Genomic DNA, 25,717 nt, shown 5'->3' with positions numbered 1-25,717 from the left:
TCACTCCTCCCCCAGAATGCGCGGGGCGACGAACATGCCGTCCTCCTTGACGGGCGCGCCAGACAGCGCCTCTTCCTGCGTCAGCGGCTTCTCGGCTTCGTCGGGGCGCAGGTACGCCTCGAGCGGCACCGGGTTCGCAGTCGGCTGGACGTCGGCGGTGGCGACCTGCTGGACCTTGTTGATCGAGTCGGCGATCGTGTTGAGTTCGCCCTGCATGCGGACGATTTCAGTTTCAGTCAGCGCGATTCTGGACAGCTCGCCCAGATGCGTGATCTCTTCGCGTGTGAAAGTTGGCATGGCCATAACTATACGTGCGGTTTGTGACGACGCGACCCGCTGTTTCGGCTGCCCATTCCGCCCCCGTTCGAGGTGACCGTCACGAATCGTCATCCTGAAAAAGAAAAGGAACGATTCGTCACGTTTTCCGCCGGCGAACCGTGACCGATCGTCAAGATCGGGACGGAAACGACGCCCGGTCACGATTCCGGCGCGAGAATCGTGACCGGGCGTCAAGCGGAAGTCCGGACGGACGGTTGGTCACGCCCGCACGGCGGCGTGCTGGGCGATCCAGCAGTGCATCGAAACGGCGGCGGCCGCACCGGCGTTGATCGAGCGGACGGAGCCGAACTGCGAGATATAGACGACGTCGTCGGCGAGTTCCAGCGCCTTCTCGCTCAGGCCCGGACCCTCCGCGCCGAAGAGCATCAGGCAGCGCTCGGGGAACCGGTACGTCTCGATCGGCACGGCGCCGGGGACGATGTCGAGGGCGATAATCCGCGCGTCGCGGGCGTTCTCGAGCATCCGCTGCGCGGCCGTCATGCGCCGGCTCGCCTCGTCGTCGTCGATGAGGCCGGCGGCCAGCTCGGCCTTCGCGTTGTCGAGCCGCTGCTGCGCCTCCTCGGCCTCGGCGCCGATCCGCGAGCGCCAGTCGCGCACGAGCTCGTCGATCGACGGATGGTTGACGACGTGCTGGTAGAGCTCGGTCATCAGCGCGCCCTTGCGGTTCCACTTGTGCGGGCCGACGATGTGGACGGTGCGCGCGGTGAACGCGTTGGCGGTGCGCACCATCGAGCCGATGTTGAAGTCGTGCGTCCAGTTCTCGACGGCGACTTCGAAGCCGTGGCGCCCCTGCCGGTCGAGGTCGCCGCGGATCGCCTCGACGGTCCAGTAGCGGTAGCGGTCGAGGACGTTGCGGCGGTCGCCGTTATCGAGCAGCCCGGAGTCGAACCGCGCGTCGTAGTTCGGCGAGGCGGGGTCGTCGGGGCGCGGCTCGCCGGGGTGTGTCTCGCTCCACGGTCCCACGCCGACTTCGCGGAACACCGGTTCGCCGGACTCCTTCGCGGCGACGTCGATCGGATTGGGTTCGTGCACGATTCCTCCCGGAAAAAGGTGAATTCCGGACTCCATGCGGCAGTCCGGATCGTTCGTTCGATGATGACGATCCGGGCCGCCCGTGACGGTCCGGATCGTTCAAGTAATACAAGAAGTGGCTAATACAGAAGCGGCAACGTCAGGCGACGTCGGCGCCGCTATCGCTGCCGGTACCGTCGACGTCGCGCAGGTCGGACTCGTGGAAGATCTCGATGAACGGCAGTTCGCGCGTTTCGCCGCTGACGGGATTGGCGACCCTGATCGTCGGGTCGGTCAGGTCGACGCCGCCGATCAGCGACGCGACGGCGACGACTTCGGCACCCTGCGCCTCGACGACGCCGAAGTCGAGGCTCAGTTCGTTGCCGTTGCGCAGCGTGACGAGCGACGACGTCTGCACGTACGATTTCTCCGACAGCCACGCGTCGAGCAGCACGACCTTCTTGCCGGCGATCGACGGGCCCTTGACGGACGGATAGACGAAGTCCATGACGAAGCCGTCGAGGTCCTCGCCGCGGGAAGCGGCGGCCGACATGACGGCGCAGACGAGCGGGACGGCGGCGGCCGTCAGCGCGCCGACGGCGTCGAAGTCGTCGAGGCCGTAACCCTGTTCCTCGATCGTGTCCAGCATGATGTGGCCGATCAGCGGCTGGGCGCGATGGTCGAAGACGACCGGCGACAGCTCGGAGAACGGGCGCGACAGCATGTGCTCGCGCAGCAGCAGGCGCAGCTGGTCGCGCGGGTCGAGCATCGCGAAGGCGCGCTCGTCGGCCATGGCGTCCTGGATGGCCCGGCTGTCGGGCCGGCCATCGGGCTGGCCTGTCTTGACGGCGGAGGCGCCGGCCGGAGCTGCGGTGTCGGTCCTGCGAAATGCGTTCTGATCTTCAGTCATGGACCCCACTCTACCCAACCGGCTGCTCAACACGCGACGGGCAACCAACACGCTCTGCCGCTTGACATTTCGCCCCGTGCCCACTTCAATAGAACATATGTTCGAAAACGCTGCTGTGGGCATTGTCGTGCTGCTGGTCGTCGCCGTGCTCGGCGTCGTCGTCGGCTATCTCTTCGGCCGGTTCGCGTCCGGTTCCGGGTCGGGAGCCGGCGGCGGCCTCGGCATGCCCGGAAACGCGGGCGCAGCCGGCGCCAACAGGTTCGTCGACGTCGCGGAGCTGGACGCCATGCGGCGGCAGCGTGACGAGGAAGCCGCGCGCGCCAACGACCTCAACGCGCAATGCGCGCAGCTCAGAGGCCAGTGCGCCGGATTGCAGGAGCAGCTCGGATTCGCCAAGGGCGAGCTCGAGAAGGCGCAGCGCGCCGAAAACGAGCGGCTGCGGGCCGAGCAGCAGCGCATGGCGCAAGAGGCGCAGCGTCGCGAGCACGAGCAGGCGCAGCGCATGGCCGAGCAGAGCAAGGTGCTCGAGGCGCTCGCGCCGGTCCAGCAGAACCTCGACGTGCTCCAGCGCAAGGTCACGCAGATCGAGGAGGGCCGCAAGCAGGAAATGGGCGCGCTCGGCGAGCAGCTCAAGGGCCTGAGCGAGCAGCAGCAGCGCCTGGACGCCGAGACGAACTCGCTGTCGGCGGCCCTGCGCAACAACAAGACACGCGGCGCCTGGGGCGAAGCGCAGCTCAAGAACATCGTCGAGTCGGCGGGCCTGCTCGAGCATGTTGACTTCGACACGCAGGTCGTCGTCGAGGACGCCAACGGCAAGACCCTGCGCCCGGACATGGTCATCCACCTGCCCGGCGGCAAGACAATCCCGATCGACGCGAAGGTGCCCTACAACGACTACCAGCGCGCCTGCATGATTCCGGACACGGCGTCCGAATCCGAGCTCAGGCGCAAGCAGGAGCTGCTGCAGGCCCACGCGAAGGCGCTGCGCGAGCATGTCAGGGCGCTGTCGGCGAAGGAATACTGGAACGCCCTGCCGGACGCGCCGGACTTCGTCATCGCGTTCATCCCGAACGAATCGTTGCTGCAGGCCGCCCTCGAGGCCGACCCGACGCTGATGGACGACGCGTTCGCCTGCAAGGTGGCGCTGACGTCGCCGGTCACGCTGTGGGCCGTGCTCAAGTCGGTCGCCTACGCATGGCAGCAGCAGAGCCTGACCGACGACGCGAAGAAGCTCTTCGACATTTCCCGCGAGCTGTACGAGCGCTTCGCCGTCCTCGGCGATCGCGCGACGGCTGTCGGCAAGGCGATCGCGAAGTCGGTGGGCGAATATAACAAGTTCGTGGCCTCGCTCGAGTCCCGCGTGCTCCCCTCGGCCCGCAAGCTGCAGAAACTCGAGCCGTCGAAGGTCATCGGCGAAGTGACGATGCTCGAGGACAAGGACGCCGATATCCGCGAAATCACCGCTCCCGAAGCCCAGCCCGCCGACTCCGGCGAAGAAGAATAATTTGGCATGTCGCAACCCCGAGCTCCGGCTCGGAGTTGTGACATGCACCGAGAGCACTTGCAGGGCTACTGGCGCCGGTCGAACTTGAGGAGGCGCAGGCGCTGGCTGTTGAGGAGCACGGCGAGGCTCGAGAGGATCATCGCGACGGCGGCCCAGACAGGGGCGAGCAGCCAGCCCCACAGCGGATAGAAGACGCCGGCGGCGAGCGGGATGCCGATGATGTTGAAGACGAACGTCCAGACGAGGTTCTCGCGGATGTTGAGCATCATCGTGCGCGACAGCTTCATCAGGTCGAGCACGCGGGAGTGGCCGCCGTCGATCGCGACCACGTCGGCGTCCGGGAATCGTTGCGCCAATTCGTCGGCGCTTGCCGTCCCGTTGCCGACGACGAGCGACCCGTCGTCGGTGACGACGATCGAGACGTCGACGGCGCGGCGGATCTCCGGCGCCTCGGTGCCGTCGGAGACGAACGCGACGAGCGCCTGCCGGTTCTTCGTGCCGGCGAGTTGCGCCATCGACGCGCCGGCCGTCGCCATCGCCGTCGGCGAATGGACGTCGAGCACCGTCGTGCGGATGCCGGCCTTGTTGAGCTCGGCCATCGCCTCCTTCGAGCGGCCGACGACGGCCGTCGAGAAGATGACGGAACGGATGTTCGTCGCGCGCTGCAGCGCCGACATCGACTGGATGTGCATGCCGTCGCGGTGCGCGGCCCTCAGCGCGAACGAGACCGACAGCGGGCTGGCCCAGCCGAGCGGGCACGGGCAGGCGATGATCAGCACGGCGATCGCGGCGCTCAGTGCCTTCGGGAATGCCGTGCCGTCGGGAACGATGACGAGCCACAGGAAGAACGTCCAGATGCCGATGATCAGCACGACCGGCACGAACACGTTCGTGAACCGGTCGACCTTGCGCTGCAGCGGGAACGAGCGGTGCGCCGGCACCCACGACTGCTCGACGATCCTCGCCAGCAGCACGAGCGTGACGATGACGCCGACGAACTCGAGATAGGTGTCGCGCATGTTGTCCGGGAACGCCTGGCCGACGGCGGCGATGATGAGGCTGTACGCGTAGGCGGCGATCGTGCCGATCGACGCGAGCGAATCCATGTTCGGCGTGCGCCGGCGCAGCGCCGCCCAGCCGTCGAGATGGATCGGATAGCCGCTGAAGAACATGACCGGCGTGATCAGGATGGCCTGCAGCCACGGATTGACCATCCAGTCGGGCAGGATCTGCCCGGTTAGGAAGTTGACGACGATCGGCACGATCATGACGATCGTCAGCGCGGCGGCGACGACTTCGCGGGTGACGAGCAGCCTGAACGATTCGCGCTCGGGATAGACCTCGACCGGGTTGGGTCGCCAGATGGCCGTGCCGTCCGGCTCGGCGGCGAAGAAGAACCTGATGACGAGAATCGTCAGCAGGATGGCGGCGACCATGCACACCACCGACAGGAAAAGATTCAGTCCCATGTTCGTTCCGCCCGCTCTCGTCTTGCTTGCTTGTCTCCTTCAAACTTTACGGCAGTCCGTCCGTGAACGCGACAGATTCGCCGATGTGTTGATTAATTTCATCCCCGAGACGGAGGCACGCGCGGGTACGGCAGCACGCAAAAATGTGGGTGTCACCAATCCGAGCTCGCAGCTCGGATTGGTGACACCCACATTCACGACCCGGCCAGTTGGCCAGCCGGGTTGGCCAGTCAGGACGGCCGGCCAGCCCGACCGGCAGTCAGCCGGTCAGCTGGCCGGCGGGTCCGCCGCGCCGGCTCACTCGCCGGTGGACTGCTCGGTGCCCTTCGGCGTGTGACGGTCGGAGCGGTCCTTCTCGTCCTTGAACTCGGTCGGCGTGATGCCCTGTTCGGGCTTGCCGGTCATCGGGTCCTCCATGACGTTGACCTCGATCTGCGAATCGTCCGGATTCGTGTCCTTGTACTCCGGGTTGTAGTCGTAGACCTTGAGCTCGAGGTGCTCGCCGCCGGTGTGGTCGACGAGGACGGTCTTGCCGTTGGCGATCTGGCCGGCCAGCAGCATGCGGGCCAGCTGGTCGCCGACCTCGGTCTGGACGAGGCGGCGCAGCGGACGGGCGCCGTAGGCCGGATCGTAGCCGGTGTCGGCGAGCCAGTCGCGGGCGGCCTCGGTCACGTCGAGCGTGATGCGGCGGTCGGTCAGGCGGGCGGCGACCTGCTTGACCTGCAGGTCGACGATCTTGCCGAGTTCCTGGCGCGTCAGCGGGTGGAAGATGACGAGCTCGTCGAGCCGGTTGATGAACTCCGGCTTGAAGTTGCCGTGGACGGCCGTCATGACGGCCTTCTTCTTGTCGTCCTCGGACATGTCGGGGTTGATCAGGAACTGCGAGCCGAGGTTCGACGTCATGATCAGGATCGTGTTCTTGAAGTCGACGGTGCGGCCCTGGCCGTCGGTCAGGCGACCGTCGTCGAGCACCTGCAGCAGGATGTCGAAGACTTCGGGGTTCGCCTTCTCGACCTCGTCGAACAGCACGACGGAGTACGGACGGCGACGGACGGCCTCGGTGAGCTGGCCGCCCTCCTCGTAGCCGACGTAGCCCGGCGCCGCGCCGATCAGGCGGGACACCGACGACTTCTCCATGTACTCGCTCATGTCGATGCGGACCATGGCCTTCTCGTCGTCGAACAGGAAGTCGGCGAGCGCCTTCGCCAGCTCGGTCTTGCCGACGCCGGTCGGGCCGAGGAACAGGAACGATCCGGTCGGCCGGTTCGGGTCCGAGATGCCGGCGCGGGAGCGGCGGACGGCGTCCGAGACGGCCTGCACGGCCTCGGCCTGGCCGATGACGCGGTCGCCGAGGAACTCCTCCATGTGCAGCAGCTTCTCGTTCTCGCCCTGCATCAGGCGGCCGACCGGGACGCCGGTCCATTCGGAGACGATCTCGGCGACGGAGTCGGCGTCGACGTGGTCGGGGACCATCGGGTCGTTCTTGTGCGCGAGCTCGGCCTCGGCGTCCGCCTCGTTCTCGGCGGCCGCGAGTTCCTTCTGGATGGCCGGGATCTCGCCGTACAGGATGCGGCTGGCCTTGGCGAGGTCGCCCTCGCGGGTGGCCTTGTCGGCCTCGACGCGCTTCTCGTCGAGCTGGGCGCGCAGGTCGCCGACCTTGTTGTGGCCGGCCTTCTCGGCATCCCAGCGGGCCTTCAGTCCGGCCAGCTTCTCCTTGGTGTTGGCGAGGTCCTCGCGCAGCTTCTTGAGCCGCTCCTGCGAGGACGGATCGTCCGTCTCCTTCGACAGCTGCATTTCCTCCATCTCGAGGCGGGTGACCTTGCGCTCGAGCTCGTCGAGCTCTTCCGGCTGCGAGTCGAGTTCCATGCGCAGGTGCGCGGCGGCCTCGTCGACGAGGTCGATGGCCTTGTCCGGCAGCTGGCGGCCGGTGATGTAGCGGTTCGACAGCGTGGCGGCCGCGACGAGCGCGTCGTCGCCGATCGTGACCTTGTGGTGCGCCTCGTAGCGTTCCTTGAGGCCGCGCAGGATGGCGATCGTGTCCTCGACGGACGGCTCGCCGACGTAGACCTGCTGGAAGCGGCGCTCGAGCGCCGGGTCCTTCTCGATGTTCTCGCGGTACTCGTCGAGCGTCGAGGCGCCGATCAGGCGCAGCTCGCCGCGGGCCAGCATCGGCTTGAGCATGTTGCCGGCGTCCATCGAGCCCTCGGCCGCGCCGGCGCCGACGACGGTGTGGATCTCGTCGATGAACGTGATGATCTGGCCGTCGGACTTCTTGATCTCGTCGAGGACGGACTTCAGGCGTTCCTCGAACTCGCCGCGGTACTTCGAGCCGGCGACCATCGCGCCGAGGTCGAGCGAGATGAGCTTCTTGTTCTGCAGCGTCGACGGCACGTCGCCGGCGACGATGCGCTGGGCCAGTCCCTCGACGACGGCGGTCTTGCCGACGCCGGGCTCGCCGATGAGCACCGGGTTGTTCTTGGTGCGGCGGGACAGGATCTGGATGACGCGGCGGATTTCCTGGTCGCGGCCGATGACCGGGTCCAGCTTGCCTTCCTTCGCGCGCGCCGTCAGGTCGGTCGAGTACTTCTCGAGCGCCTTGTAGGAGCCTTCGGCGTCCGGGCTCGTCACCTTGGCGCCGCCGCGCAGCTGCGGAATGGCCTTGTCGATGGCCTCGGGCGTCACGTTGTACTGCTGGAGGATCTCGCCGGCGCGGTTCGGCATCGCCTGCGCGATCGCGAGCAGCAGCAGCTCGCAGGAAATGTATTCGTCGCCCATCGTCTTCATGTCGTCGCTTGCCTGCGACAGCACGGCGGTCAGCTGGCGGCTGGCCTGCGGCTGCGCCGTCGACGATCCGGACGCGCTCGGCAGGTCGACGAGGGCCTTGCGCACGGCGGCGCCGATCATCTGGCGGCTGCCGCCGGCGGCCTCGATCAGCGGGTTGACGATGCTGTTTTCCTGACGCATCAGCGCGTCGAGCAGGTGCAGCGTGTCGACCTGCGGGTTGCCGGCCGCCGCCGCGCTCTGGATGGCGTCGCCGAGCGCCTCCTGGGCCATCGTGGTGTACTTCTGTTCCATATCATCCTCCATGTCACGCGGAGGGATCGTGATTGGAGAATGTTGCGCGATTCCCCCGTCGCGATGGCGTCCGCTTCAATGTGTTCTGATAACGCCAACCGCAGCGCAACCCCCGTTATTCCAAAACCTGAGTCTTTCTCACTCAACTTTTGATCCCCGAGAAGGCGACGCCAAAGTCTGTCTGTCAGAAGCCATTGTGACGCCGAACCCTCAACACCACCCCCGCATTCAGCGGATAGCCCACCCCGCTTTCATAATCCCCGACAAAGAAAAAGCTCCCTGGCGTACACCGCAGAAATATGCAAACGCGAGCAAGCGAGCGTTTGCGGCTTCTCCGGGAGCTGGCCGCGAAGCGGCCTGAGGGTCGACCGCACGACCGCCGAAGGCGGAGTGCGCGCTGGAACGTAAGGTTACGTACCAGCGCGCTCTCGTCGCCTGCGGCGACGTCGGCGGTCGACCCTCAGTCTCGCTACGCTCGACAGCTCCCTTCCAGGGCGCCTGTGCGGACTCAACCCTTGACGACGATGTTCCTCAGCTGGCCGATGCCCTCCACCGTGACGACGGCTTCGTCGCCGGGGGTGAGGGAGCCGGTGGCATCCGGCGTGCCGGTCAGGATGACGTCGCCCGGCAGCAACGTCGAGAACTGCGAGATGAACGCGATCTGTTCGGGAATGCCGTGGATCAGGTTCGCCGTCGTGCCGGACGCGGCCTCGACGTTCTCGCCGTTCTTCGCGAACGAGATCTTCGCGTCGCGCCAGTCGAACTCGTCCTTCGTGACGATCCACGGGCCGAGCGGGCACGCGGTGTCGAAGCCCTTCGCGCGCGTCCACATCGGATCGGTGTTCTGCAGGTCGCGCAGCGTCACGTCGTTCGTGCAGGTGAAGCCCATGACGTAGTCCATCGCGTGCTCCTCGTCGACGTTCTTCGCGATGCGCCCGATGACGACGGCGACTTCCGGCTCGAAGTTCATGTCGTGCGAAATCGGCGGGAAGACGATCGGATCGTCCGGGCCGATGACCGACGTGCTCGGCTTCATGAAGACGACCGGCGCCTCCGGGGCGTGTTCCTCGTCGCTCCAGCCCTGGTCGTGCATGTATTCGGCGTGCGCCTCGTAGTTCTTCGCGAGGCCGTAGATCTTCGACGGCAGCACCGGCGCGAGCAGCCGGATGCCGTCGGCGTCGACGGCGTACCGCTCGCCGGTCGGCGTCATCGGCTGTCCGGAGAACGGGAAGCCGGCGAGCGCCACGAGATAGTCCTTGCCGTCCTGTTCGTCGCGCTGGACGAACGCATACTGCGGCATCTCATTGTCATGGATGAATCGTGCAATTCTCATACGACCACTCTACTGCCGGCACCGGCACGATTCTTCCGTGTTCCATCTCTCCCGGGAAGAGAACCTCCCCGACAAGGAGCTCTTTCCCCTTGATGTCGCGAACCCGGGCTGCCGGCCCGGGTTCGCGACATCAGGATGCGGCTCAGATGAACGCGCGCGGCCCGAAGATCGCGGTGCCGACGCGGACGATCGTGGCGCCTTCCCGGATGGCGAGCTCCATGTCGCCGCTCATGCCCATCGACAGTTCGCGGCAGCCGGCCGTGCCGGTCATGCCGGAGGCGGCGATGCGGTCGCGCAGCCCGCGCAGGTCGGCGAAGCAGCGGCGGATTTCGGTTTCGTCGTCGACGTGGGCGCCGATCGTCATCAGGCCGGTCAGCTCGACGCCGTCGAGCTCACCGATCGCGCCGGCCAGGTCACAGGCTTCCTCGGGCCGGCAGCCGGACTTCGATTCCTCGCCGGACTCGTTGACCTCGAGCATGACGCCGACGGCGTTGCCGCGCACGACGGCGCGCCGGGCGATCTTCGTCGCGAGGTCGAGCGAGTCGACCGATTCGACGACGTTGGCGTACGGCAGGATCTTGCCGATCTTGTTGGCCTGCAGCTGGCCGATGAGGTGGACCGGAATGTGCGTCGAGTCGACGGTGGCCATGGCGGACGGATCGTTGCCGTCCTCGACGTCGAAGTCGTGGACGCCGACTGTCAGCCCGCGCTGGGAGCAGCAGTACCGCAGGCCGTCGATCTTCGCGACGAGTTCCTGCGGCCGGTTGGCGCCGACCATCCGCACGCCGGCGTCGATGGCCGCCATGATCTCGCCGACGTCGCGCGTCTTCGTCGCGGCCAGCAGCGTGACCGACCCCTCCGGCCGGCCGGCCTCGAGCTCCGCCGTCGCGATGCGGTCGAGCACGCGCCGCGCGCCATCGCGGATTTCCGCCGCCCGCCGCGGCTCGATCGTCTCGTTCGTCAGGTCCTTGTGGTCCATATACGCTGTCATGCTCCCCACCTTACTCGTTCAGGAACGGATTGTCGGAAGGAAGCTTGCGGTCCGTCAGGTTACCGCGCAACGATTCCCACGAGAACAGGTCGAGCGCCTCGGCGGCCGTCAGCGGCACGGGTCGGAAGCGCGGGTCTTCCGGAGTAGTCACGTCGTCGGCGAAACCGCCCCGCACCGGCAGGCCGAGCAGCGCCGCGCAGTAGCCGACGACCTGTTCGGCCGCGACGCCCCGCGAGCGCAGGTAGCCGAGATCAAGCGAGCGCGTCCTCTTCGCGAGCCGCACGCCGGCCGCGTTGTCGATCAGCGGCAGGTGCGCATACCCCGGATGCCGCGGCGACGGTGCGCCGTCCGCCGTTTCCCGTGCGCCATCACCGCCGAATCCCAGCCCGGCGAGCAGGTCGCGCAGGTGGATCTGCAGCGCCGTCGAGCGCAGCAGGTCGCGGCCGCGCACGATGTCGTCGACGCCGGTCAGCAGGTCGTCGACGACGACGACCAGCTGGTACGAGAAGATGCCGTCGGACCGGCGGATGACGGTGTCGCCGACATCGCGCGCGAGGTCGAACCGCTGCGGCCCGTAGATCATGTCGTCGAACGTCACGATGGAGCCGGTGGAACCGTTGGCCGTATTGCCGGACGGATCGTGCCCCTCCGGCATCCGCAGCCGCCACGAGTGCCGGTCGCCGGCGGCGAGGCGCTCGCGCACGGCGGAAGGATCGTCGTCGATCAGCCGCCGGCACGTGCCGGGATAGACGACGAAGCCGTCGCCTTCCTGCGGCGCCGACGCGGCGCGAATGTCGGCGCGCGAGCAGAAGCACGGGTAGACGAGTCCGGCCTGCCGCAGCAGGTCGAACGCCTCCTCGTAGATCGCCTGCCGGCCGGTCTGCCACAGCGGGCTCACGCCCTCCTCGGCGGACCAGTCGAGCCCGAGCCAGTCGAGATCGTCCATGATCCACCGGTCGGCGCCCGCCATCACGCGCGGCTCGTCGATGTCCTCGATCCGCAGCAGCATCCGGCCGCCGCGGGCGTCGCCGTCACCGTCGGCGCGGCCGCCGCGCGCCCGCTCCACGAGCCACGCCCCGAGCATCGCGTACGCGTTGCCCAGGTGCATGCGTCCCGACGGCGTCGGCGCGAATCGTCCCGTCATCCAGTCAGCCTCCAGTCGGCGTCACGGACGGACGCCGGAAGAATCGTTCGAGAATCGTTCAAGTGTTCAGTACGCGAGGTCCGTCCACAGTTCGTCGTCGAGCGGCCACGCGTTCGGCGAGCAGCCGCGCAGCGACATCGACTGTTCCTGCATCAGCGGCGCCGCCTGTCCCGCGCCGGCGCACGTCGTCTCGTTGTCGACGTGGCCGAGCCGGTGGCCGACCTCGTGATTGATGACCATCGTGCGGTACTGCGACAGCGTGCCGCCGGCGGCGAGCCACGCCTCGACGCCGTCGTCCCAGCGTTCCTTGTTGATGATGACGTCGTCACCGACGCGGCAGCTGTACTGGTCGGAGCAGCCGTCGGCGAACGTCTTCATCTCGCTCGGCGCCGCCAGCACGATCGTGAAGTCGCAGCCGCTGTCGGCCTGCTCGAACACGACGCCGGCGCGCGGCCAGCCGCGCGGGTCGTTGAGCACGCGGAAAATCGTGTTCTCGAAGCCGGTCAGCGAGCCGACATCGCCCTTGCCGGCCACGCAGTACTTGAGCGTCGTCGGCGTCTTGTCGTACTCGAGCGCCGTCTGCTTGGCCTTCGTCAGGATTTCGTTCTTCTCGGCGCCGGTGAGGTTGGCTTCCAGCGCGGCGATTTTCGCGGAGTCATTGTCGGACGATTCGGCCGACGACGCCGACGCCGGGGATGTCGACGAAGCGGAAGCCGATGACGACTCGTCCGCCGAGGCGGAAGCCTTCGCGGAGGCCGTCGCCGAGGCCGGGCCGCTCGCCGGCACCGACGACGTTTCCTGTCGTCCGGCCGCGGCCGTCGCGTCGCCCGGCATCGTCCTCATGCTGACGGCGACGAGCGCCGCGACGATCGCGATCGCGACGACGATGGCGACGAACCGCCATCCCGCGCGGTCCGAACTCACGCGCCCGTCATGCCGCCGATTGCCGCCCTGCTTCTGCTTGCCCATAGCTGCCCAGTATAGAAAGAAGGATCCCCGCGGAGTTTCCCGCGGGGATCCTTCCAGCGTCAGGCGAACGGCGAGGCAGCCCGGCCGATCAGATGGCGAACGTCGACTTGAAGATCCAGGCGCCGATGATCGCGCCGCAGATCGGGGCGACGACCGGGATCCAGGCCTCGTTCCAGCGCGACGAACCCTTGTGCGGGATCGGCAGGATCGAGTGCAGGACGCGCGGCATCAGGTCGCGGGCCGGGTTCAGGCCAGGGCCAGTCGGGCCACCCATCGACGTGACGAGGCCCCAGACGATGAAGCCGACGACGATCGACGCGGCCGCGTAGCTCGACGAGCCCCACTGCAGCTCGAGGCAGCACAGCGCGCCGAGGACGAGGATCAGCGTGCCGAAGAACTCGTTGATGAAGTAGTTCACGCGGCTCTCGTAGGCGTCGGTGGTGCAGAACGACGCGAGAATCGCTTCCGCGCTCTCCGTCTCCTTGTAGTGCGGGTAGTAGGTGATGTAGACGACGAGCTGGCCGACGGCGGCGCCGAGCAGCTGCGCAATGATGTACGGAACGACGAGGCTCCAGGAGAACATGCCGTTGACGGCCTGCGCGATCGTCATGGCCGGGTTGATCTGCGCGCCGGAGACACCGCCGAACATCAGCACCGGGAACATGACGCCGAAGCCGTAGCCCATCGCGATGTTGATCCAGCCGGCGTTGTGACCCTTCGTGTTCTTCAGCTCGACATTGGCGACGGAGCCGTTGCCGAAAATCATCAGGATGGCCGTGCCGACGAACTCAGCCACCAGCTTGGCAAAGAGTGAGTACTCCACTTGGAATTGTCCTTAATCTACTTCTCTCGAGAAAAAGCCGGTCCGTCTCTCTCGCTCGGACCGCGCATGGACACGATTCTCCCCTCGAGTCGTCTCGCGTGGGAAAAAGGGATATGCGAAAGTAGTCTACCTCGGGGGGTGGTCGGGGGCTGTCCGGGTATTCGACCGTGCCGCGGAGCCAGGCGACCCCTCACCCATCGCGCCAGTGGCGGCCGGGCGGTCAGGAAGGACACCACGCATCGTAAACAAATGAAAAAATATCGCAAAATATTCAGAATGTATTCAATCGGGTGTTGCATTTCCGGCGCTACGCATGCCGGCAGGGAGCCGTGGTCTCGCGGACCACCAGCTCGGGCTCGAGCAGCAGCAGCCCGTCGTCGTCGGCGTCGCCGCGCCCCGCAATGCGCGCCGCCAGGCTGTTGACGACGGCCCGGGAGATCGCCCGCACCGGCTGGCGCACCGTCGTGAGCGCCGGCGTGACGGCGCCCATCAGCGGCGAATCGTCATAGCCGGTGACGGAGACGTCGCCCGGCACGTCGAGCCCCATCGCCAGCGCGGCCCTGACGGCGCCGAGCGCGAGCTCGTCGCTGGCGCAGGCGATGGCCGTCGCGCCGTTCTCGAGGATGCGCCGGGCGGCCTGGCGGCCGGATTCGACGCCGTACGTCGTCCACGCCGTCAGCCCGGACGGCACGTCGATGCCCCGCGCGGCGAGGAACTCGCGGGCCGCCCGCTCCTTGACGATCGACGGAAGGTGGTCGCGGTCCCCCATCAGCAGGCCGATGCGCTCGTGGCCCAGGTCGGCGAGATGCCGCACGGCCATCGTCATCGCCGCCGCGTCGTCGGTGCCGACGACCAGCGCCGATTCCCGCGCCTCGGAGCCGTTGACGAAGACGAGCGGCACATGCCGCTCGACCAGCGGACGGTACACGTCGTCCGAACCGTCCTGCAGGTCGTAGGTGCCGGACAGGAACACGGCGCCGACCGGCGACTGGGTGGCCAGCATGCGCACGAAGCCCTCCTCGGACGTGCCGGCGAGCGAATAGGCGCAGACGATGGCGAGCAACCCGCGCCGGGCGAACAGCGTGACGAGCGCCGTGACGTATTCGGCGAAGATCGGATTGGACAGGTCCGGCGTCACGATGGCCACGAGCTTCGTGCCGTTGCGCTGCAGCCGGTCCAGCGGAAGCCCCAGTTCCTCGATGGCCGCGAGCACCTTTTTTCTCGACTGTTCGGAGGCGCCCGGCTTCGCGTTGATGACGCGGGACACCGTGGCCTGACTGACGCCGGCCTTCTCGGCAATGTCAATCAACGTCGTACCCATCGGGCCGCCTCCTTGTCGCACTCGTTTCGTAGGTCATCATACGTGCGTTTGGCGAAATGCGATGCGTTATGCGGCAAACCCGACGAAACATGCTGAAAATTTTGCGATAGGTTTTCATCATCTTTACATTCAATACCACCATGGCAATGATGCCGTGGCTTCTGGCAAGTTGATGCCGGTCGGAGTGAGAAGGAGGAACTTCGCACCATGAACAAACGCACCCTAGTACAGGCAACGTCGATGGCAGTCGTGCTGACGATGGCGCTGTCGGCCTGCGGCAGCGGCGGCGACGACGCCATGACGGACGATGGACGGCCCATCGTCACCGTGCAGGTCGTCAAGGACGCCCGCGCCGAGAAAATGGAGGACATGGAGTGGACCAAGGACCTCGAGACGGCCTGCGGATGCTCCATCGAATGGCAGGACGTCGCGTCCTCGTCGTGGGACCAGCAGAAGCAGGCGTCGCTCGCCGCCGGCGAGGTGGCCGACGTGACGATCGGCGGTTTCGGGTCCGGAGACATGGGCGAATACGGCAGCCTGTTCCTCGACCTCAAGCCCGAACTCGCCAACATGCCGAACGTCTCGAAGATGTTCGAGGCCGAGCCCTACGCGCAGGTCATCTCGACGACGACCGACGGCAAGATCCTCGGCACGCCGCGCGTCTCGACGAACGGCACGGCGCGCACCAGCAACCACATGTTCATCAACAAGCAGTGGCTGGACAAGCTCGGCCTGGCCGTGCCGACGACATGGGACGAGCTGCGCACGGTGCTCAACGCCTTCAAGACGCAGGACCCGAACGGCAACGGCAAGGCCGACGAGATCCCGCTGGACTTCAATGCTCCCGGCACCGGCGGCTTCGGCCTGTTCCAGCCGAACGTGCTGCTGGCCAGCGAGGGCATCACGGTGCCCAACGGCGCGCTGGGCATGTACGTCAAGGACGGCAAGGTCATGAACTACCTGACCGACGAACGCTACAAGGATCTCGTGTCCTACCTGCACGACCTGTGGAGCGACGGCGTCATCTCCGCCGAGGCGTTCACGCACGACTGGTCGAAGTACATCAGCACCGCGAAGGGCGAGGGCACGACCGCCATTGTCGGCATGACGTGGATGTGGACGCCGTCGGATATCTTCGGCACGAAGATCTCCGGCCAGTACATCACGATCCCGGCGCTGAAGAAGTCCGCCGACCAGACCGAGCCGACCGTCTGGGCCTATAACGGCGACGACCTCGCCTACCAGGCCGACCGCCTCGTCATCTCCGCCAAGGTCAAGCACAAGGACGCGGCGCTCAAGCTCGCGGACGCCTTCTATTCTTCCGACATGTCGGTGCAGGCGAGCTACGGCGCGTTCGACAGCGCCGTCGAGAAGGTCTCCGACACCGAATACAAGGTGCTCGATCCTCCGTCCGATCACGAGAACGCCACCGAATGGATGTTCTTCCAGTCGCTCGCCGACGGCGCGCCGGGCTGGCTCGGCAAGAACATCACGCTCGACCTGCCGGCCGTCCACACCGAGGTGCAGCCGGTCGACGCCGTCTACGACGAGGACTACGCGAACGTCGACTTCAACAACGACATCCTCTACGCCAACATGCCGATGACACCGGAACAGACCAGCACGATGAACGCCAACAACACCGGCATCACGCAGGGCGCGATGAGCAAGTTCGCGCAGTGGGTCACGAAGGGCGGCGTCGACGAGGAGTGGGACGCCTACGTGGAGAATCTCGGCAAGAACAATCTCGACGAGAACATCTCCATCGAGCAGGACGTCTACGACGCGTTCAAGCAGACGATGGCCGAGGCCGGAGTGGATCTGAACAGTGACGAACAGTAATCCCGTTCCCCCGCGGCCGAGGACCGCATGGTATCGCCGGCTGGCGGAGCACTTCCGGCTGTATTGGCAGCTGTGGGTGCTCACGCTGCCGGCGATCGCCTTCATCCTGCTCTTCGCCTACGTCCCAATGTATGGCGTGCAGCTCGCATTCCGCGAGTTCGACATCACGAAGGGACTGACGGGCGGCAAGTGGGTCGGTCTCAAGTATTTCCGGCGATTCTTCAACGATCCGCTCTTCGGCGAGATCATCCGCAACACGTTCCGCATCAGCCTGTGGACGCTGACCATGGGGTTCATCGCCCCGATCATCCTGGCGCTGCTGATCAACCAGATCGGCAGCAAGCGGATCAAGGGATTCGTGCAGACGATCACCTACATGCCGCACTTCATCTCCACCGTCGTCATGGTCTCGATGCTGCAGATCTTCCTGGCGCCGAACACCGGCCTGCTTGGCCGGTTCTTCGGCCGGGAAAGCGAGATGGGCAACCCGTCGGCCTTCACGCCGATCTACTGGATCTCCGAGGTCTGGCAGCACATGGGCTGGAACTGCATCATCTACCTGGCCGCCCTCTCGTCGGTCGACGTCGCGCTGTACGAGGCGGCGAAGATCGACGGCGCCGGCCGCCTGCAGCTGATCAGGTATGTCGACATTCCGGCCATCATGCCGACGGCCGGCGTGCTGCTCATCCTGAACATGGGTTCGGTGCTCGGCGTCGGCTTCGAGAAGGTCTGGCTGATGCAGAACACGCTCAACATCACGGCGTCGGAAGTCATTTCGACGTATACGTACCGGATCGGCATCCTCGACAACCAGTTCTCCTACTCGACTGCCATCGGCCTGTTCAATTCGGTGGTCAACTTCGTGTTCCTGATCGTCGCGAACACCGTGGCGCGCCGGATCAGCGACACGAGCATCTTCTAGAAGGAGCCGCAATGGCATTCGCCGCACAACACTCCCGTTCCCACGCCGGGCCCCGTCCGCACCGTTTCCGCCGCGCCCGGGGCCAGCAGAAGACCACCAGGGACCGCGTCGTCGATTTCGTCATCGCGCTGATCCTCCTGCTGATCGTCGTGGCGATCGTCTATCCGCTGTGGTTCATCGTCATCGCGTCGTTCTCGGATCCGGCGGCCGTCGCCACCGGCCAGGTCAACCTGGTCCCGAAGGGCTTCACGCTCGCGGGGTACGCGAAGATCCTGACCGACGGCCGCATCTGGACCGGCTACCGCAACACGATCGTCTACACGGTGATCGGCACGCTTGTCAACCTCGTCGTGACGATTCCCGCGGCCTTCGCGATGTCCCGGCCCGAATTCAAGCCCCGCAGGATCATCATGTTCCTCTTCACGTTCACGATGTTCTTCAGCGGCGGCCTGATTCCGAGCTACCTGCTGATGAAGCAGCTCGGCCTGCTCAACAACATGTGGGTGTTCATCCTGCCGGGCGCGTTCGGCGTCTACAACATGATCATCGCCCGCTCGTTCTTCGAGCAGTCGATCCCCGAGGAACTGCGCGATTCGGCCCGCGTGGACGGCGTCAGCTATTTCGGCTTCTTCTTCCGGATAGTGCTGCCGCTGTCGAGCGCCATCATCGCCGTCATCGGCCTCTACTGCTTCGTCGGTCACTGGAACGACTACTTCACCGGCCTGATCTACATCCGCAACCAGGACCAGCAGCCGCTGCAGAACATCCTGCAGATGATCCTGCTGGCCAACCAGACGGAACAGGGATCCGCCGGCATGACGGCCGCCCAGTCCCAGAACTTCGCCGACCAGATCAAGTTCGGCATCATCGTCGTCTCGACGCTGCCGCTGCTCGTGATCTATCCGTTCCTGCAGAAGTATTTCAACAAGGGGGTGATGATCGGTGCGCTCAAGGGATAGCCTTCCCGGCAACGACCCGTCCCCGGACAATCCGGCAGCACAGCCGGCGGACGCGACCGCGCGTCCGGCTGGCCGTCCCGCGCCGGACAACGACTACGACGACCAGCCATCCAATCCGCGGCTGCACCTGCCGCACGGCGCCAATCCGGCCATGAACCCGCAGTGCACCGTCACCGGCGAGCACTGGCGGATCGGGGTCCTCACCGACTCGCTGGTGCGGCTCGAGTGGTCGGCGGACGGCACGTTCGAGGACCGGTGCAGCCAGCTGGCCATCGACCGCGACTTCGGTCCGGTCAGGTTCGACGTGACCAGGCGCGGCAACGGCATCGTGCTGACGACGGAACACCTTCGCCTGCAGTACGACGGCGAGCGCTTCAGTCCCGGCGGCCTGCAGCTGACCGTCATCGGCATGGACGGCTTCGAGGGGACCTGGCACTACGGCGAGCCCTCCCGTTCGAACCTGCACGGCACCGCCCGCACGCTGGACAACGCCGACGGGCCGGTCAGGCTGGACGACGGCGTCGTCGGCCGCGCCGGATGGGCCATCCTCGACGATTCGTCGACATGGCTGCTCGAGGACGGCGTCTCGCACCTGCAGCTCGGCATGCGGCGTCCGGATTCGGCCGACCTGTACGTCTTCGCGTACGGTCACCGCTATCCGCAGGCCGTCCGTGATTTCCTGCACCTGGCCGGCGGCGTCCCGATGCTGCCGCGGTTCGCGTTCGGCAACTGGTGGAGCCGCTTCCACGCCTACGACGAGCGTGAATACCTGGCCCTGATGGACCGATTCGCCGACGAGGGCATTCCGTTCACGACGGCCGTCGTCGACATGGACTGGCACGTGACCGATCCGGAACCGCAATACGGTTCCGGATGGACCGGTTACACGTGGAACACTTCGCTGTTTCCCGATCCGGAACGGTTCCTGCGCCGGCTGCACCTGCGCGGCCTGCACACGGCCCTCAACGTCCATCCTCGCGACGGCATCCGGGCGTTCGAGCGGCCCTATGTCAAGGCGTCGTTCCGCATGGGACGCGATCCACACACCCGCGAACCGATCGACTTCGACATCACCGACCCGGCGTTCGAGGACGCCTATTTCGACATGCACCACGATCTCGAGCGCGAAGGCGTCGACTTCTGGTGGGTGGACTGGCAGCAGGAATCGTTCAGCCGGCGGCCGGGCATGGATCCGCTGTGGATGCTCAATCACCTGCACTACCTGGACTCCGGACGCGACGGCCGGTGGCCGCTGACATTCTCCCGCTACGCCGGTCCCGGCTCGCAGCGCTACCCGATCGGGTTTTCCGGCGACACGGTGACGAGCTGGCGCTCGCTGGCGTTCCAGCCGTTCTTCACGGCGACGGCGGCCAATGCCGGCTACGGCTGGTGGAGCCACGATATCGGAGGTCACATGCTCGGCGTGCGCGACGAGGAACTCGAGACCCGCTGGTTCCAGCTCGGCACGTTCAGCCCCGTCAACCGGCTGCATTCGGGTGCCTCGCGATTCAACGGCAAGGAGCCGTGGAAATTCGCCGAACCATACCGTTCGGCGATGACGGAGGCGCTGCGGCTGCGGCACCGGCTCGTGCCGTACCTCTACGCGATGAACCGCCGCGCCGCCGTCGACGGCACGCCGCTCATCACGCCGATGTACTGGCTCGACCCCGACCGGCCCGAGGCCTATCAGGTACCGTCGATGTTCGCGTTCGGCAGCGAGCTCGTCGTCGCCCCGGTCGTGCGCCCGATGGACACGGTCGCCCGTCGCGCCCGCAGCGACATCTGGCTTCCGTCGGGCCTCTGGTTCGACTTCTTCGACGGCCGCCCCTACGTCGCCGGGTCCGGCGGCCTGCGACTGTCGACATGGCGCGCCATCGGCAGGACGCCGGCGTTCGCGAGGGCCGGTGGAATCGTGCCACTGGGTCCCGCCGACGGCTCCGCCGACAATCCCGAGCGGCTCGAGCTGGTTGTCTTTCCGGGAGCCGACGGCAAGTTCGACCTGTACGAAGACGACGGCGTATTCAGGAACGATCCGCGCGACATGCGCTCGTGCGTCACCCGACTGTCCTACGAGGATGGCCGGCGGTTCACCGTCGCCGGCGTGCCGCGGCGGCAGGCCCGCGGCATCCTGCCGGCGTCGCGCAGCTGGACAATCGTCTTTCGCGGCGTGCGGAACATGCCGGCGACGGTCGGCGACGCGCAGTTCAGCCTCGATTACGACGAGCGGACGCTGAGCCTGACCGTCACCGTCGACGACGTGCCGACCAACCGGGACGTTGTCGTGACTTTTCCCGAGGGACTGCGCCGCGCCGACGATCCGAAGGCGGCCGATTGCTCGGCCGTCCTCGCCGACGCATGGATGCCGTACGCCCTGAAGGACGAGGCATGGGCCATGATCGAGCGCGACGGACCGGTCAGGGCGCTCGGCGGCCTGCGCAGCCTGAGGTACGGACGCGAGCGCATCGCGGAATCGGTGCTGTCCGCCCTCGAGGAGATCGCCGCGCGCTCGTAGCGGCTGCGCATCGGCACGGAGCAGACAAACGGAGAAGACAACAATGGGACGATTCGCACGGGGATACGAGGCGCTGGCGCGCACGATCATGATGATCGCCGTCGTGCATGTCGCCATGATCGCCTATACGCTGGCCGGACTCGTCGTCGCGGGCCTGTTCCCCTCGGTGGCGGCCGCCTACGGCACGTTCCGGCGGTGGCTGCGCTCGCCGGACGATCGCGGCTGGACGGTGCGGCAGTCGTGGACGACGTTCCGGAAGGCATGGCGATCCGAACTAGTGTCCGCCAACCTGCTCGGATGGCCGCTGACGGCGCTGTGGGCCTTGCTGCTGTGGGAGTACTGGATTGTCCAGCGCAACGATTTCGGCGTGGCTGGCGTGGCCGTCTCCGGCGTGCTGTTGATGGTCAATGTCTTCTACCTGGTGTTCCAGGGACTGGTCTGGATCTGCCATGTCCATTTCGCAGAGGCCACCGCATGGGTGCTGCGCCGGGCCGCAATGCTGGCGGTCGGCCGGCCGCTGTGCTCGCTGATGATCCTGGCGACGGCGGTCACGGTCGCATGGCTGTACTGGAAGTGGCCAGGCCTGGGCGCCGCCTTCGGCCTGGCACTGCCGATCTTCGCCGTCATCGCGATTGCCTACTGCTGGGCCCGTCTGCCCGGCCTGAACCCGCACGGAAGCAACCCGGCCCCCGACGGCGACTCCTGACCGCATCAGCATGGATCTGCCCGCACAGGCAAAACAGGCAAAGCGCACGAAGATTTCTGTTGTCCCGCTATTCATCTCCTGGAAATGAGAGCATCACTCACTTCCATGAGACAGTCCGGCCGTCACGCTGGACATCTTCCGGCAAACCATGCGCAGTGCCGTTCCGCATGGGCCTCTCGTGAAGCCGCTTGTGGCTTTTCAGGGCGAAGTAGGCAATCGCCTGAATCGCGCCAGTGGCCGCGATGCCCGCGAGCACAATCCAGGCCAACGCCTCGTCCGGGAGATACCCCCACGAACACAACCAAATACTCACCCATGAAGGCACGTAGAGAACCAGGATGGACACGATGGACGACCAACGCGGCTTCGTGGTCCATTCCAGGACCACATCTATCAGAATGCAGACGACACACGCGACCCACAGCGCATACCACAGCACCGGACTGGACTTCGCGTCGACGAGGGCGCATCCCACGCCCACCGCGACTGCGGCGACAAGCAGAATCAGATATTGCAGTATGCCAGACACTCGTTGTGTTGCGTTTCCCATGATTTCTCCTCACGATAGACGCACCGGAAGCATCCTCGCGGAGAATGCGGGCTCTCGCCATCGAAAGCACGACAGGCACTCCACTGCATTTGCATCTCGGATGCCGATTTCATTGTATGGAATGGCTCCCGTCATGGCCACGGACACCTTGGCCACGCACGTCTGGCATGCGTACTCGCCTGGCATCGTCGGCGGTCCGCGTCATGACCCGGAGTCGCGACACCTGTCCACACGCACGGAAATCCCGCTTCCCCGAGTACACGGACAGCGATTTTCAAGGCTTGCTTTGCCGAATATCTGAATATTTGACGGCCGTTTCCTAACGGGCGCCCGAAGCATGTGAATCCCGTGTGCCAGACTCCGGTCCTCGCCGAGTTCGCGCCCTAAGCCGTGTGGACACATACGAGCCGATTCGCATGAGCACGCCTCCGACCAGAAACGCAAAAGGCGGGGCAACCGCGAGCATGGTAATGCTGTCGAACCATCCGTAGAGCTCGATCACGTCTCTTGCATACAACACCAGATTCAGCGCACATCCACCTGCCACCGCCGCGAGCCGCGGGAAAAAGGCCATGCGCCAGTGCGCGTTCCAGGCATACCAGAGGCCCATGAAGAAGGCTATGACCGGAGCCGAATGCAACGCGGGTATGCCCACGGCATACCGTTCGACCACCACGGAGAGGACATCCCAATCCCAAGGTGGAATCCAGAAACAGGACGCCTCCATCAGGAAAAACAGCACGAAAAGGAAGAGACAGGAACACACAAGACGAACGATGCGCCCGATCCGTTCATGCTTCTGCGTCATCCCTCACCTCCCCGTGGCCGTCGGAGTCATGGTACGACTCAGCATACGGGTCCCGATGCGAACGGGCGAGAGAATCGGGCATTCCATTGCCGGCATGAATCATTACTTCCACATGACCGAAAAATCGCGGCCGCCAACAAGCCGTTCAAGTCGGCAAGTCGGAAAGACAAAGGAGGCCTCGACGATTGTCGTGGTCTCCTTCCTGAAGCTCCTTTCAGGGATTCGAACCCTGGACACGCTGGTTAGCCGAAAACAGCATGCCGCTTTCCATCCCGCAATTGCGGGAGTTTTTATCTTGCGACTGCCTGTCACTTCTGCAGATTCGACATCCCGGCCTTGTACCAGAGCACCGCGATATTGACTCGTTCCCTGACGCCGAGTTTTGCGAGGGAACGACTGACTGCTTTCTTGACCGCCTCCAACTGCATGCCAAGACGCTCTGCGATCTCGGCGTTGGTCAGCCCCTCGCTGACCAGTGCCGAGACCTCGAATTCCCGGGGTCCCAGGGAATCGAATTTGCTTCTGATGGCCAACGCCTCGGCATTGACACTGACATTGGGAACCCCGCGGCGAATCACTTCCTTCGTGATCCGAGGCGTGAGTATGGCATCTCCGGCGTATACCGAGTGAATGGCCCGGCAAAGATCCCCGGTCCTGACATCCTTGAGCAGGAAACCGGAAGCCCCCGCGCTCAATCCTCCAAACGCATAGCTGTCCTCATCGTAGGTGGTGAGGACAAGAACGTGTATTTGGGGATATAGTCGCTTGATCTTCGACGTGGCGTCGAGTCCGTCCATGACGGGCATGCGGACATCCATGAGAATGACATCGGGAAGCCGCTGCCCGTGCGATTGCAGTGCCGCGAGAACATCGAGGGCGTCCTGGCCATTTTCCGCCTGCGATGTCATGCATAGCGTGTGGTCCTTCGCGATCATGAGGGAGAATCCCATTCTTATTGGCTGCTGGTCATCCACAATCATCACGTCGATCATTGTTTCCCTCCTGTTCGGTCGCATTCGGATTCCCTTGTCGTGGAATCATGGCCTTGACCGTCCACCCTTGTCCCGATGACGGACCGTATCGAAGCCATCCGCCAACGAGCGCGAGCTCCTTCTCCAATTCAGCGAGTCCGAGACCGGTTCCTCCGTCATGGTTGTCCTCGCCCGGAGCCGCCTCGCCATCATCGCGCACCACGATCCGGATTTCCCCGTTGCCCAGATGATCCCACGACACCACAATTCGTGTCAGGCCCTTTCCATGTCGCATGGCGTTGGTGACCGCCTCGCGGCATACCCGGAAACACAAATCGGCCTGGACCGAATCGTCCGGGCGTCTTCCCGTTTCGGTCAGCATGGCGGTGATTCCGACGTCACGCGCATGCCGAAGTACCGGGTCGATGTCATTCCAGCGATGCGGACCCGCCGTCTCCGGGCTTGTTGATCGTGTAGCCATCAGGGACGAAAGCTCCCGCACCGCCTCGCGCGTATCGTTCAGGCTCTGTCGGGCCAGGGTATTGATGCTTCCTATGGCACTTTTTACCGGTTCTTCCGCCATTCCCTCCAGTCCCTCGGTCAGCGCGATGATGGCGGTGAGGTTATGTCCGACACTGTCGTGCAGTTCGGCGGCGATATCGGCACGATGGCGTTCCTCGTCACGTTCCCGTTCCAGCTCCAGGTTGCGTTGTCTTTGTGTCTCTGCCAGGGTTTCGGCTTTTCGGCGCTGGCTCATGTTGCGCGACCAGAGAGCCAAGATGACGACAGTCGATGCAAGCAACGCCTGAGGAAGGAGTGCGTCGACTCGCATTCGGGGGAATGTGACGATCCAGGATCCACAGACAATCGTTATTCCCGCTGCGAGTATGCCCGTGACAGCACGTTCCGTGGTCGCCGCCAGGGATGTGGCCGCGTAGACGGCGAACAAAAGGGGCAACGTCAGGTATGGCTCTGCATGGACCAGACAGGCGTACAGGTATATCAAACATATGACACACAGCACGGTAACCGGCATTCTGACGCGGAACAGCAGCGCCACGACGGACAAGACGCACAGGATGACGAGCAGAGGCAACCCCCATGAATATTGCAACAGTCCCGTGATGGCCGGATCACCGCCCCCATGGGTGAATACGATCCGGGTGAGCATCATCACGTCGTAGCACAGACACAGCACCGGCACGGCCATGTGGGCGACCGGAGACGACCGCCAGAACGCGGCCAGCCGGACGAACAGGACGGTAGCGGGATTCCCGGTATCATCTGCGGTTCTCGTGGTCATGAGGCGCTTCCCTCCCCTCGGCCCTTCGCCGTATTTCATTTCATTCCTGTTCACGCCGAGATGTATCGTACACATCCCTCCGTTGCGTGGAGTGTATGCGCTAGACAAATTCCCGGGGAAGTTTTCGTGTGCCTACCCAGCATGCTGTCGTAGCGAGAATGACGACCATGGAGAGAGGTGCCGAGTAGCATTGGATGGTGGCCAATAGGAGACAGACTGTGCGGCACGGATAGAGGCCCCAGAGGCCGGTCAGCT

General features: G+C 65.3%; 21 protein-coding genes and 1 pseudogene. 6 read left to right on the top strand and 16 right to left on the bottom strand.

Features of this window, described 5'->3' with window-relative positions; genetic code table 11:
- The 4 genes and pseudogenes from gatC to F6S87_RS06760 all read right to left on the bottom strand — a co-directional run bounded on the left by gatC (window position 1) and on the right by F6S87_RS06760 (window position 2,143).
- On the bottom strand, window positions 1-297 hold the full coding sequence (gene gatC / locus F6S87_RS06770; protein ID WP_163227906.1) for an Asp-tRNA(Asn)/Glu-tRNA(Gln) amidotransferase subunit GatC: 297 nt from the start codon (window positions 295-297) through the stop codon (window positions 1-3).
- 240 nt (window positions 298-537) lie between these two features.
- Complete coding sequence (locus tag F6S87_RS08975) at window positions 538-819, bottom strand: TrmH family RNA methyltransferase (RefSeq protein ID WP_407925119.1); 282 nt, start codon at window positions 817-819, stop codon at window positions 538-540.
- Window positions 820-902: 83 nt separating this feature from the next.
- Window positions 903-1,371 (bottom strand): annotated as a pseudogene (locus tag F6S87_RS08970) (TrmH family RNA methyltransferase); the annotation flags it as partial.
- A 139-nt stretch (window positions 1,372-1,510) separates the two neighbouring features.
- Complete coding sequence (locus F6S87_RS06760; protein WP_231129446.1) at window positions 1,511-2,143, bottom strand: orotate phosphoribosyltransferase; 633 nt, start codon at window positions 2,141-2,143, stop codon at window positions 1,511-1,513.
- 214 nt (window positions 2,144-2,357) lie between these two features.
- Between F6S87_RS06760 and F6S87_RS06755 the strand changes: the two genes are divergently transcribed.
- Window positions 2,358-3,764: a DNA recombination protein RmuC gene (locus tag F6S87_RS06755; RefSeq protein WP_163227903.1), complete on the top strand. Its 1,407-nt coding sequence runs from the start codon at window positions 2,358-2,360 to the stop codon at window positions 3,762-3,764.
- A gap of 65 nt (window positions 3,765-3,829) precedes the next feature.
- Here the strand turns inward: F6S87_RS06755 and F6S87_RS06750 are convergent, their stop codons facing one another.
- The 8 genes from F6S87_RS06750 to F6S87_RS06715 form a co-directional block, all read right to left on the bottom strand.
- The gene (locus F6S87_RS06750) at window positions 3,830-5,233 is read right to left on the bottom strand and encodes a P-type ATPase (RefSeq protein ID WP_163227902.1); all 1,404 of its coding nucleotides are present in this window, start codon (window positions 5,231-5,233) and stop codon (window positions 3,830-3,832) included.
- A 297-nt stretch (window positions 5,234-5,530) separates the two neighbouring features.
- On the bottom strand, window positions 5,531-8,308 hold the full coding sequence (gene clpB, locus F6S87_RS06745) for an ATP-dependent chaperone ClpB (protein ID WP_163227901.1): 2,778 nt from the start codon (window positions 8,306-8,308) through the stop codon (window positions 5,531-5,533).
- 508 nt (window positions 8,309-8,816) lie between these two features.
- Entirely contained in the window at window positions 8,817-9,641 is an 825-nt protein-coding gene (locus tag F6S87_RS06740) for a fumarylacetoacetate hydrolase family protein (RefSeq protein WP_163227900.1), read from the bottom strand.
- A gap of 142 nt (window positions 9,642-9,783) precedes the next feature.
- Window positions 9,784-10,632: a YggS family pyridoxal phosphate-dependent enzyme gene (locus F6S87_RS06735; RefSeq protein ID WP_163227899.1), complete on the bottom strand. Its 849-nt coding sequence runs from the start codon at window positions 10,630-10,632 to the stop codon at window positions 9,784-9,786.
- Between the two features lie 10 nt (window positions 10,633-10,642).
- Window positions 10,643-11,776, bottom strand: a complete 1,134-nt coding sequence (locus tag F6S87_RS06730) for a glutamyl-Q tRNA(Asp) synthetase (RefSeq protein WP_163227898.1) — start codon at window positions 11,774-11,776, stop codon at window positions 10,643-10,645.
- A 66-nt stretch (window positions 11,777-11,842) separates the two neighbouring features.
- Window positions 11,843-12,745, bottom strand: a complete 903-nt coding sequence (locus tag F6S87_RS06725; protein WP_231129431.1) for a DUF3152 domain-containing protein — start codon at window positions 12,743-12,745, stop codon at window positions 11,843-11,845.
- 88 nt (window positions 12,746-12,833) lie between these two features.
- Window positions 12,834-13,568: an MIP/aquaporin family protein gene (locus F6S87_RS06720; protein WP_163227897.1), complete on the bottom strand. Its 735-nt coding sequence runs from the start codon at window positions 13,566-13,568 to the stop codon at window positions 12,834-12,836.
- A 307-nt stretch (window positions 13,569-13,875) separates the two neighbouring features.
- Window positions 13,876-14,889, bottom strand: coding sequence for a LacI family DNA-binding transcriptional regulator (locus F6S87_RS06715; protein ID WP_163227896.1), 1,014 nt, complete (start codon window positions 14,887-14,889; stop codon window positions 13,876-13,878).
- Window positions 14,890-15,096: 207 nt separating this feature from the next.
- Between F6S87_RS06715 and F6S87_RS06710 the strand changes: the two genes are divergently transcribed.
- From F6S87_RS06710 to F6S87_RS06690, 5 genes are read left to right on the top strand one after another with little or no spacing between them, the layout of a single operon-like run.
- Window positions 15,097-16,731, top strand: coding sequence for a type 2 periplasmic-binding domain-containing protein (locus F6S87_RS06710; protein ID WP_163227895.1), 1,635 nt, complete (start codon window positions 15,097-15,099; stop codon window positions 16,729-16,731).
- Window positions 16,718-17,653 carry an ABC transporter permease gene (locus tag F6S87_RS06705; protein ID WP_163227894.1) on the top strand — a complete coding sequence of 312 codons (936 nt, stop codon included), beginning with the start codon at window positions 16,718-16,720 and terminating at the stop codon, window positions 17,651-17,653. Before F6S87_RS06710 ends, F6S87_RS06705 begins: the two co-directional genes overlap by 14 nt.
- Window positions 17,654-17,664: 11 nt before the next feature.
- Window positions 17,665-18,612, top strand: a complete 948-nt coding sequence (locus F6S87_RS06700; protein ID WP_163227893.1) for a carbohydrate ABC transporter permease — start codon at window positions 17,665-17,667, stop codon at window positions 18,610-18,612.
- On the top strand, window positions 18,596-21,124 hold the full coding sequence (locus F6S87_RS06695) for a glycoside hydrolase family 31 protein (protein ID WP_331270775.1): 2,529 nt from the start codon (window positions 18,596-18,598) through the stop codon (window positions 21,122-21,124). The genes F6S87_RS06700 and F6S87_RS06695 overlap by 17 nt, the downstream gene beginning before the upstream one ends.
- A gap of 43 nt (window positions 21,125-21,167) precedes the next feature.
- Complete coding sequence (locus tag F6S87_RS06690) at window positions 21,168-21,830, top strand: YesL family protein (RefSeq protein WP_163227892.1); 663 nt, start codon at window positions 21,168-21,170, stop codon at window positions 21,828-21,830.
- Window positions 21,831-21,927: 97 nt separating this feature from the next.
- On the opposite strand, the gene F6S87_RS06685 is transcribed toward F6S87_RS06690, so the two are convergent.
- The 4 genes from F6S87_RS06685 to F6S87_RS06670 form a co-directional block, all read right to left on the bottom strand.
- Window positions 21,928-22,380, bottom strand: coding sequence for a hypothetical protein (locus F6S87_RS06685; protein ID WP_163227891.1), 453 nt, complete (start codon window positions 22,378-22,380; stop codon window positions 21,928-21,930).
- A 319-nt stretch (window positions 22,381-22,699) separates the two neighbouring features.
- Window positions 22,700-23,188, bottom strand: a complete 489-nt coding sequence (locus F6S87_RS06680; RefSeq protein ID WP_163227890.1) for a hypothetical protein — start codon at window positions 23,186-23,188, stop codon at window positions 22,700-22,702.
- Window positions 23,189-23,496: 308 nt separating this feature from the next.
- Entirely contained in the window at window positions 23,497-24,180 is a 684-nt protein-coding gene (locus F6S87_RS06675) for a response regulator transcription factor (protein WP_163227889.1), read from the bottom strand.
- Window positions 24,155-25,462 (bottom strand): sensor histidine kinase, encoded by a 1,308-nt coding sequence (locus F6S87_RS06670; RefSeq protein ID WP_163227888.1) that lies wholly within the window; start codon window positions 25,460-25,462, stop codon window positions 24,155-24,157. The genes F6S87_RS06675 and F6S87_RS06670 overlap by 26 nt, the downstream gene beginning before the upstream one ends.
- Between the last annotated feature and the right edge of the window lie 255 nt (window positions 25,463-25,717).

The organism is Bifidobacterium choloepi (assembly GCF_010667615.1).
In the GTDB taxonomy this organism is placed as follows: Bacteria; Actinomycetota; Actinomycetes; order Actinomycetales; family Bifidobacteriaceae; genus Bifidobacterium; species Bifidobacterium choloepi.
Note: the sequence above shows the minus strand (reverse complement) of the source record. Positions and strands in the feature narration are given on the sequence as shown.

Coding starts and splice junctions, on each gene's coding strand:
- gatC (WP_163227906.1), bottom strand. CDS start 297: ATGCCAACTTTCACACGCGAAGAGATCACGCATCTGGGCGAGCTGTCC.
- F6S87_RS08975 (WP_407925119.1), bottom strand. CDS start 819: ATGACGGCCGCGCAGCGGATGCTCGAGAACGCCCGCGACGCGCGGATT.
- F6S87_RS06760 (WP_231129446.1), bottom strand. CDS start 2,143: ATGGCCGACGAGCGCGCCTTCGCGATGCTCGACCCGCGCGACCAGCTG.
- F6S87_RS06755 (WP_163227903.1), top strand. CDS start 2,358: ATGTTCGAAAACGCTGCTGTGGGCATTGTCGTGCTGCTGGTCGTCGCC.
- F6S87_RS06750 (WP_163227902.1), bottom strand. CDS start 5,233: ATGGGACTGAATCTTTTCCTGTCGGTGGTGTGCATGGTCGCCGCCATC.
- clpB (WP_163227901.1), bottom strand. CDS start 8,308: ATGGAACAGAAGTACACCACGATGGCCCAGGAGGCGCTCGGCGACGCC.
- F6S87_RS06740 (WP_163227900.1), bottom strand. CDS start 9,641: ATGAGAATTGCACGATTCATCCATGACAATGAGATGCCGCAGTATGCG.
- F6S87_RS06735 (WP_163227899.1), bottom strand. CDS start 10,632: ATGACAGCGTATATGGACCACAAGGACCTGACGAACGAGACGATCGAG.
- F6S87_RS06730 (WP_163227898.1), bottom strand. CDS start 11,776: ATGACGGGACGATTCGCGCCGACGCCGTCGGGACGCATGCACCTGGGC.
- F6S87_RS06725 (WP_231129431.1), bottom strand. CDS start 12,745: ATGGGCAAGCAGAAGCAGGGCGGCAATCGGCGGCATGACGGGCGCGTG.
- F6S87_RS06715 (WP_163227896.1), bottom strand. CDS start 14,889: ATGGGTACGACGTTGATTGACATTGCCGAGAAGGCCGGCGTCAGTCAG.
- F6S87_RS06710 (WP_163227895.1), top strand. CDS start 15,097: ATGAACAAACGCACCCTAGTACAGGCAACGTCGATGGCAGTCGTGCTG.
- F6S87_RS06700 (WP_163227893.1), top strand. CDS start 17,665: ATGGCATTCGCCGCACAACACTCCCGTTCCCACGCCGGGCCCCGTCCG.
- F6S87_RS06690 (WP_163227892.1), top strand. CDS start 21,168: ATGGGACGATTCGCACGGGGATACGAGGCGCTGGCGCGCACGATCATG.
- F6S87_RS06685 (WP_163227891.1), bottom strand. CDS start 22,380: ATGGGAAACGCAACACAACGAGTGTCTGGCATACTGCAATATCTGATT.
- F6S87_RS06680 (WP_163227890.1), bottom strand. CDS start 23,188: ATGACGCAGAAGCATGAACGGATCGGGCGCATCGTTCGTCTTGTGTGT.
- F6S87_RS06675 (WP_163227889.1), bottom strand. CDS start 24,180: ATGATCGACGTGATGATTGTGGATGACCAGCAGCCAATAAGAATGGGA.
- F6S87_RS06670 (WP_163227888.1), bottom strand. CDS start 25,462: ATGACCACGAGAACCGCAGATGATACCGGGAATCCCGCTACCGTCCTG.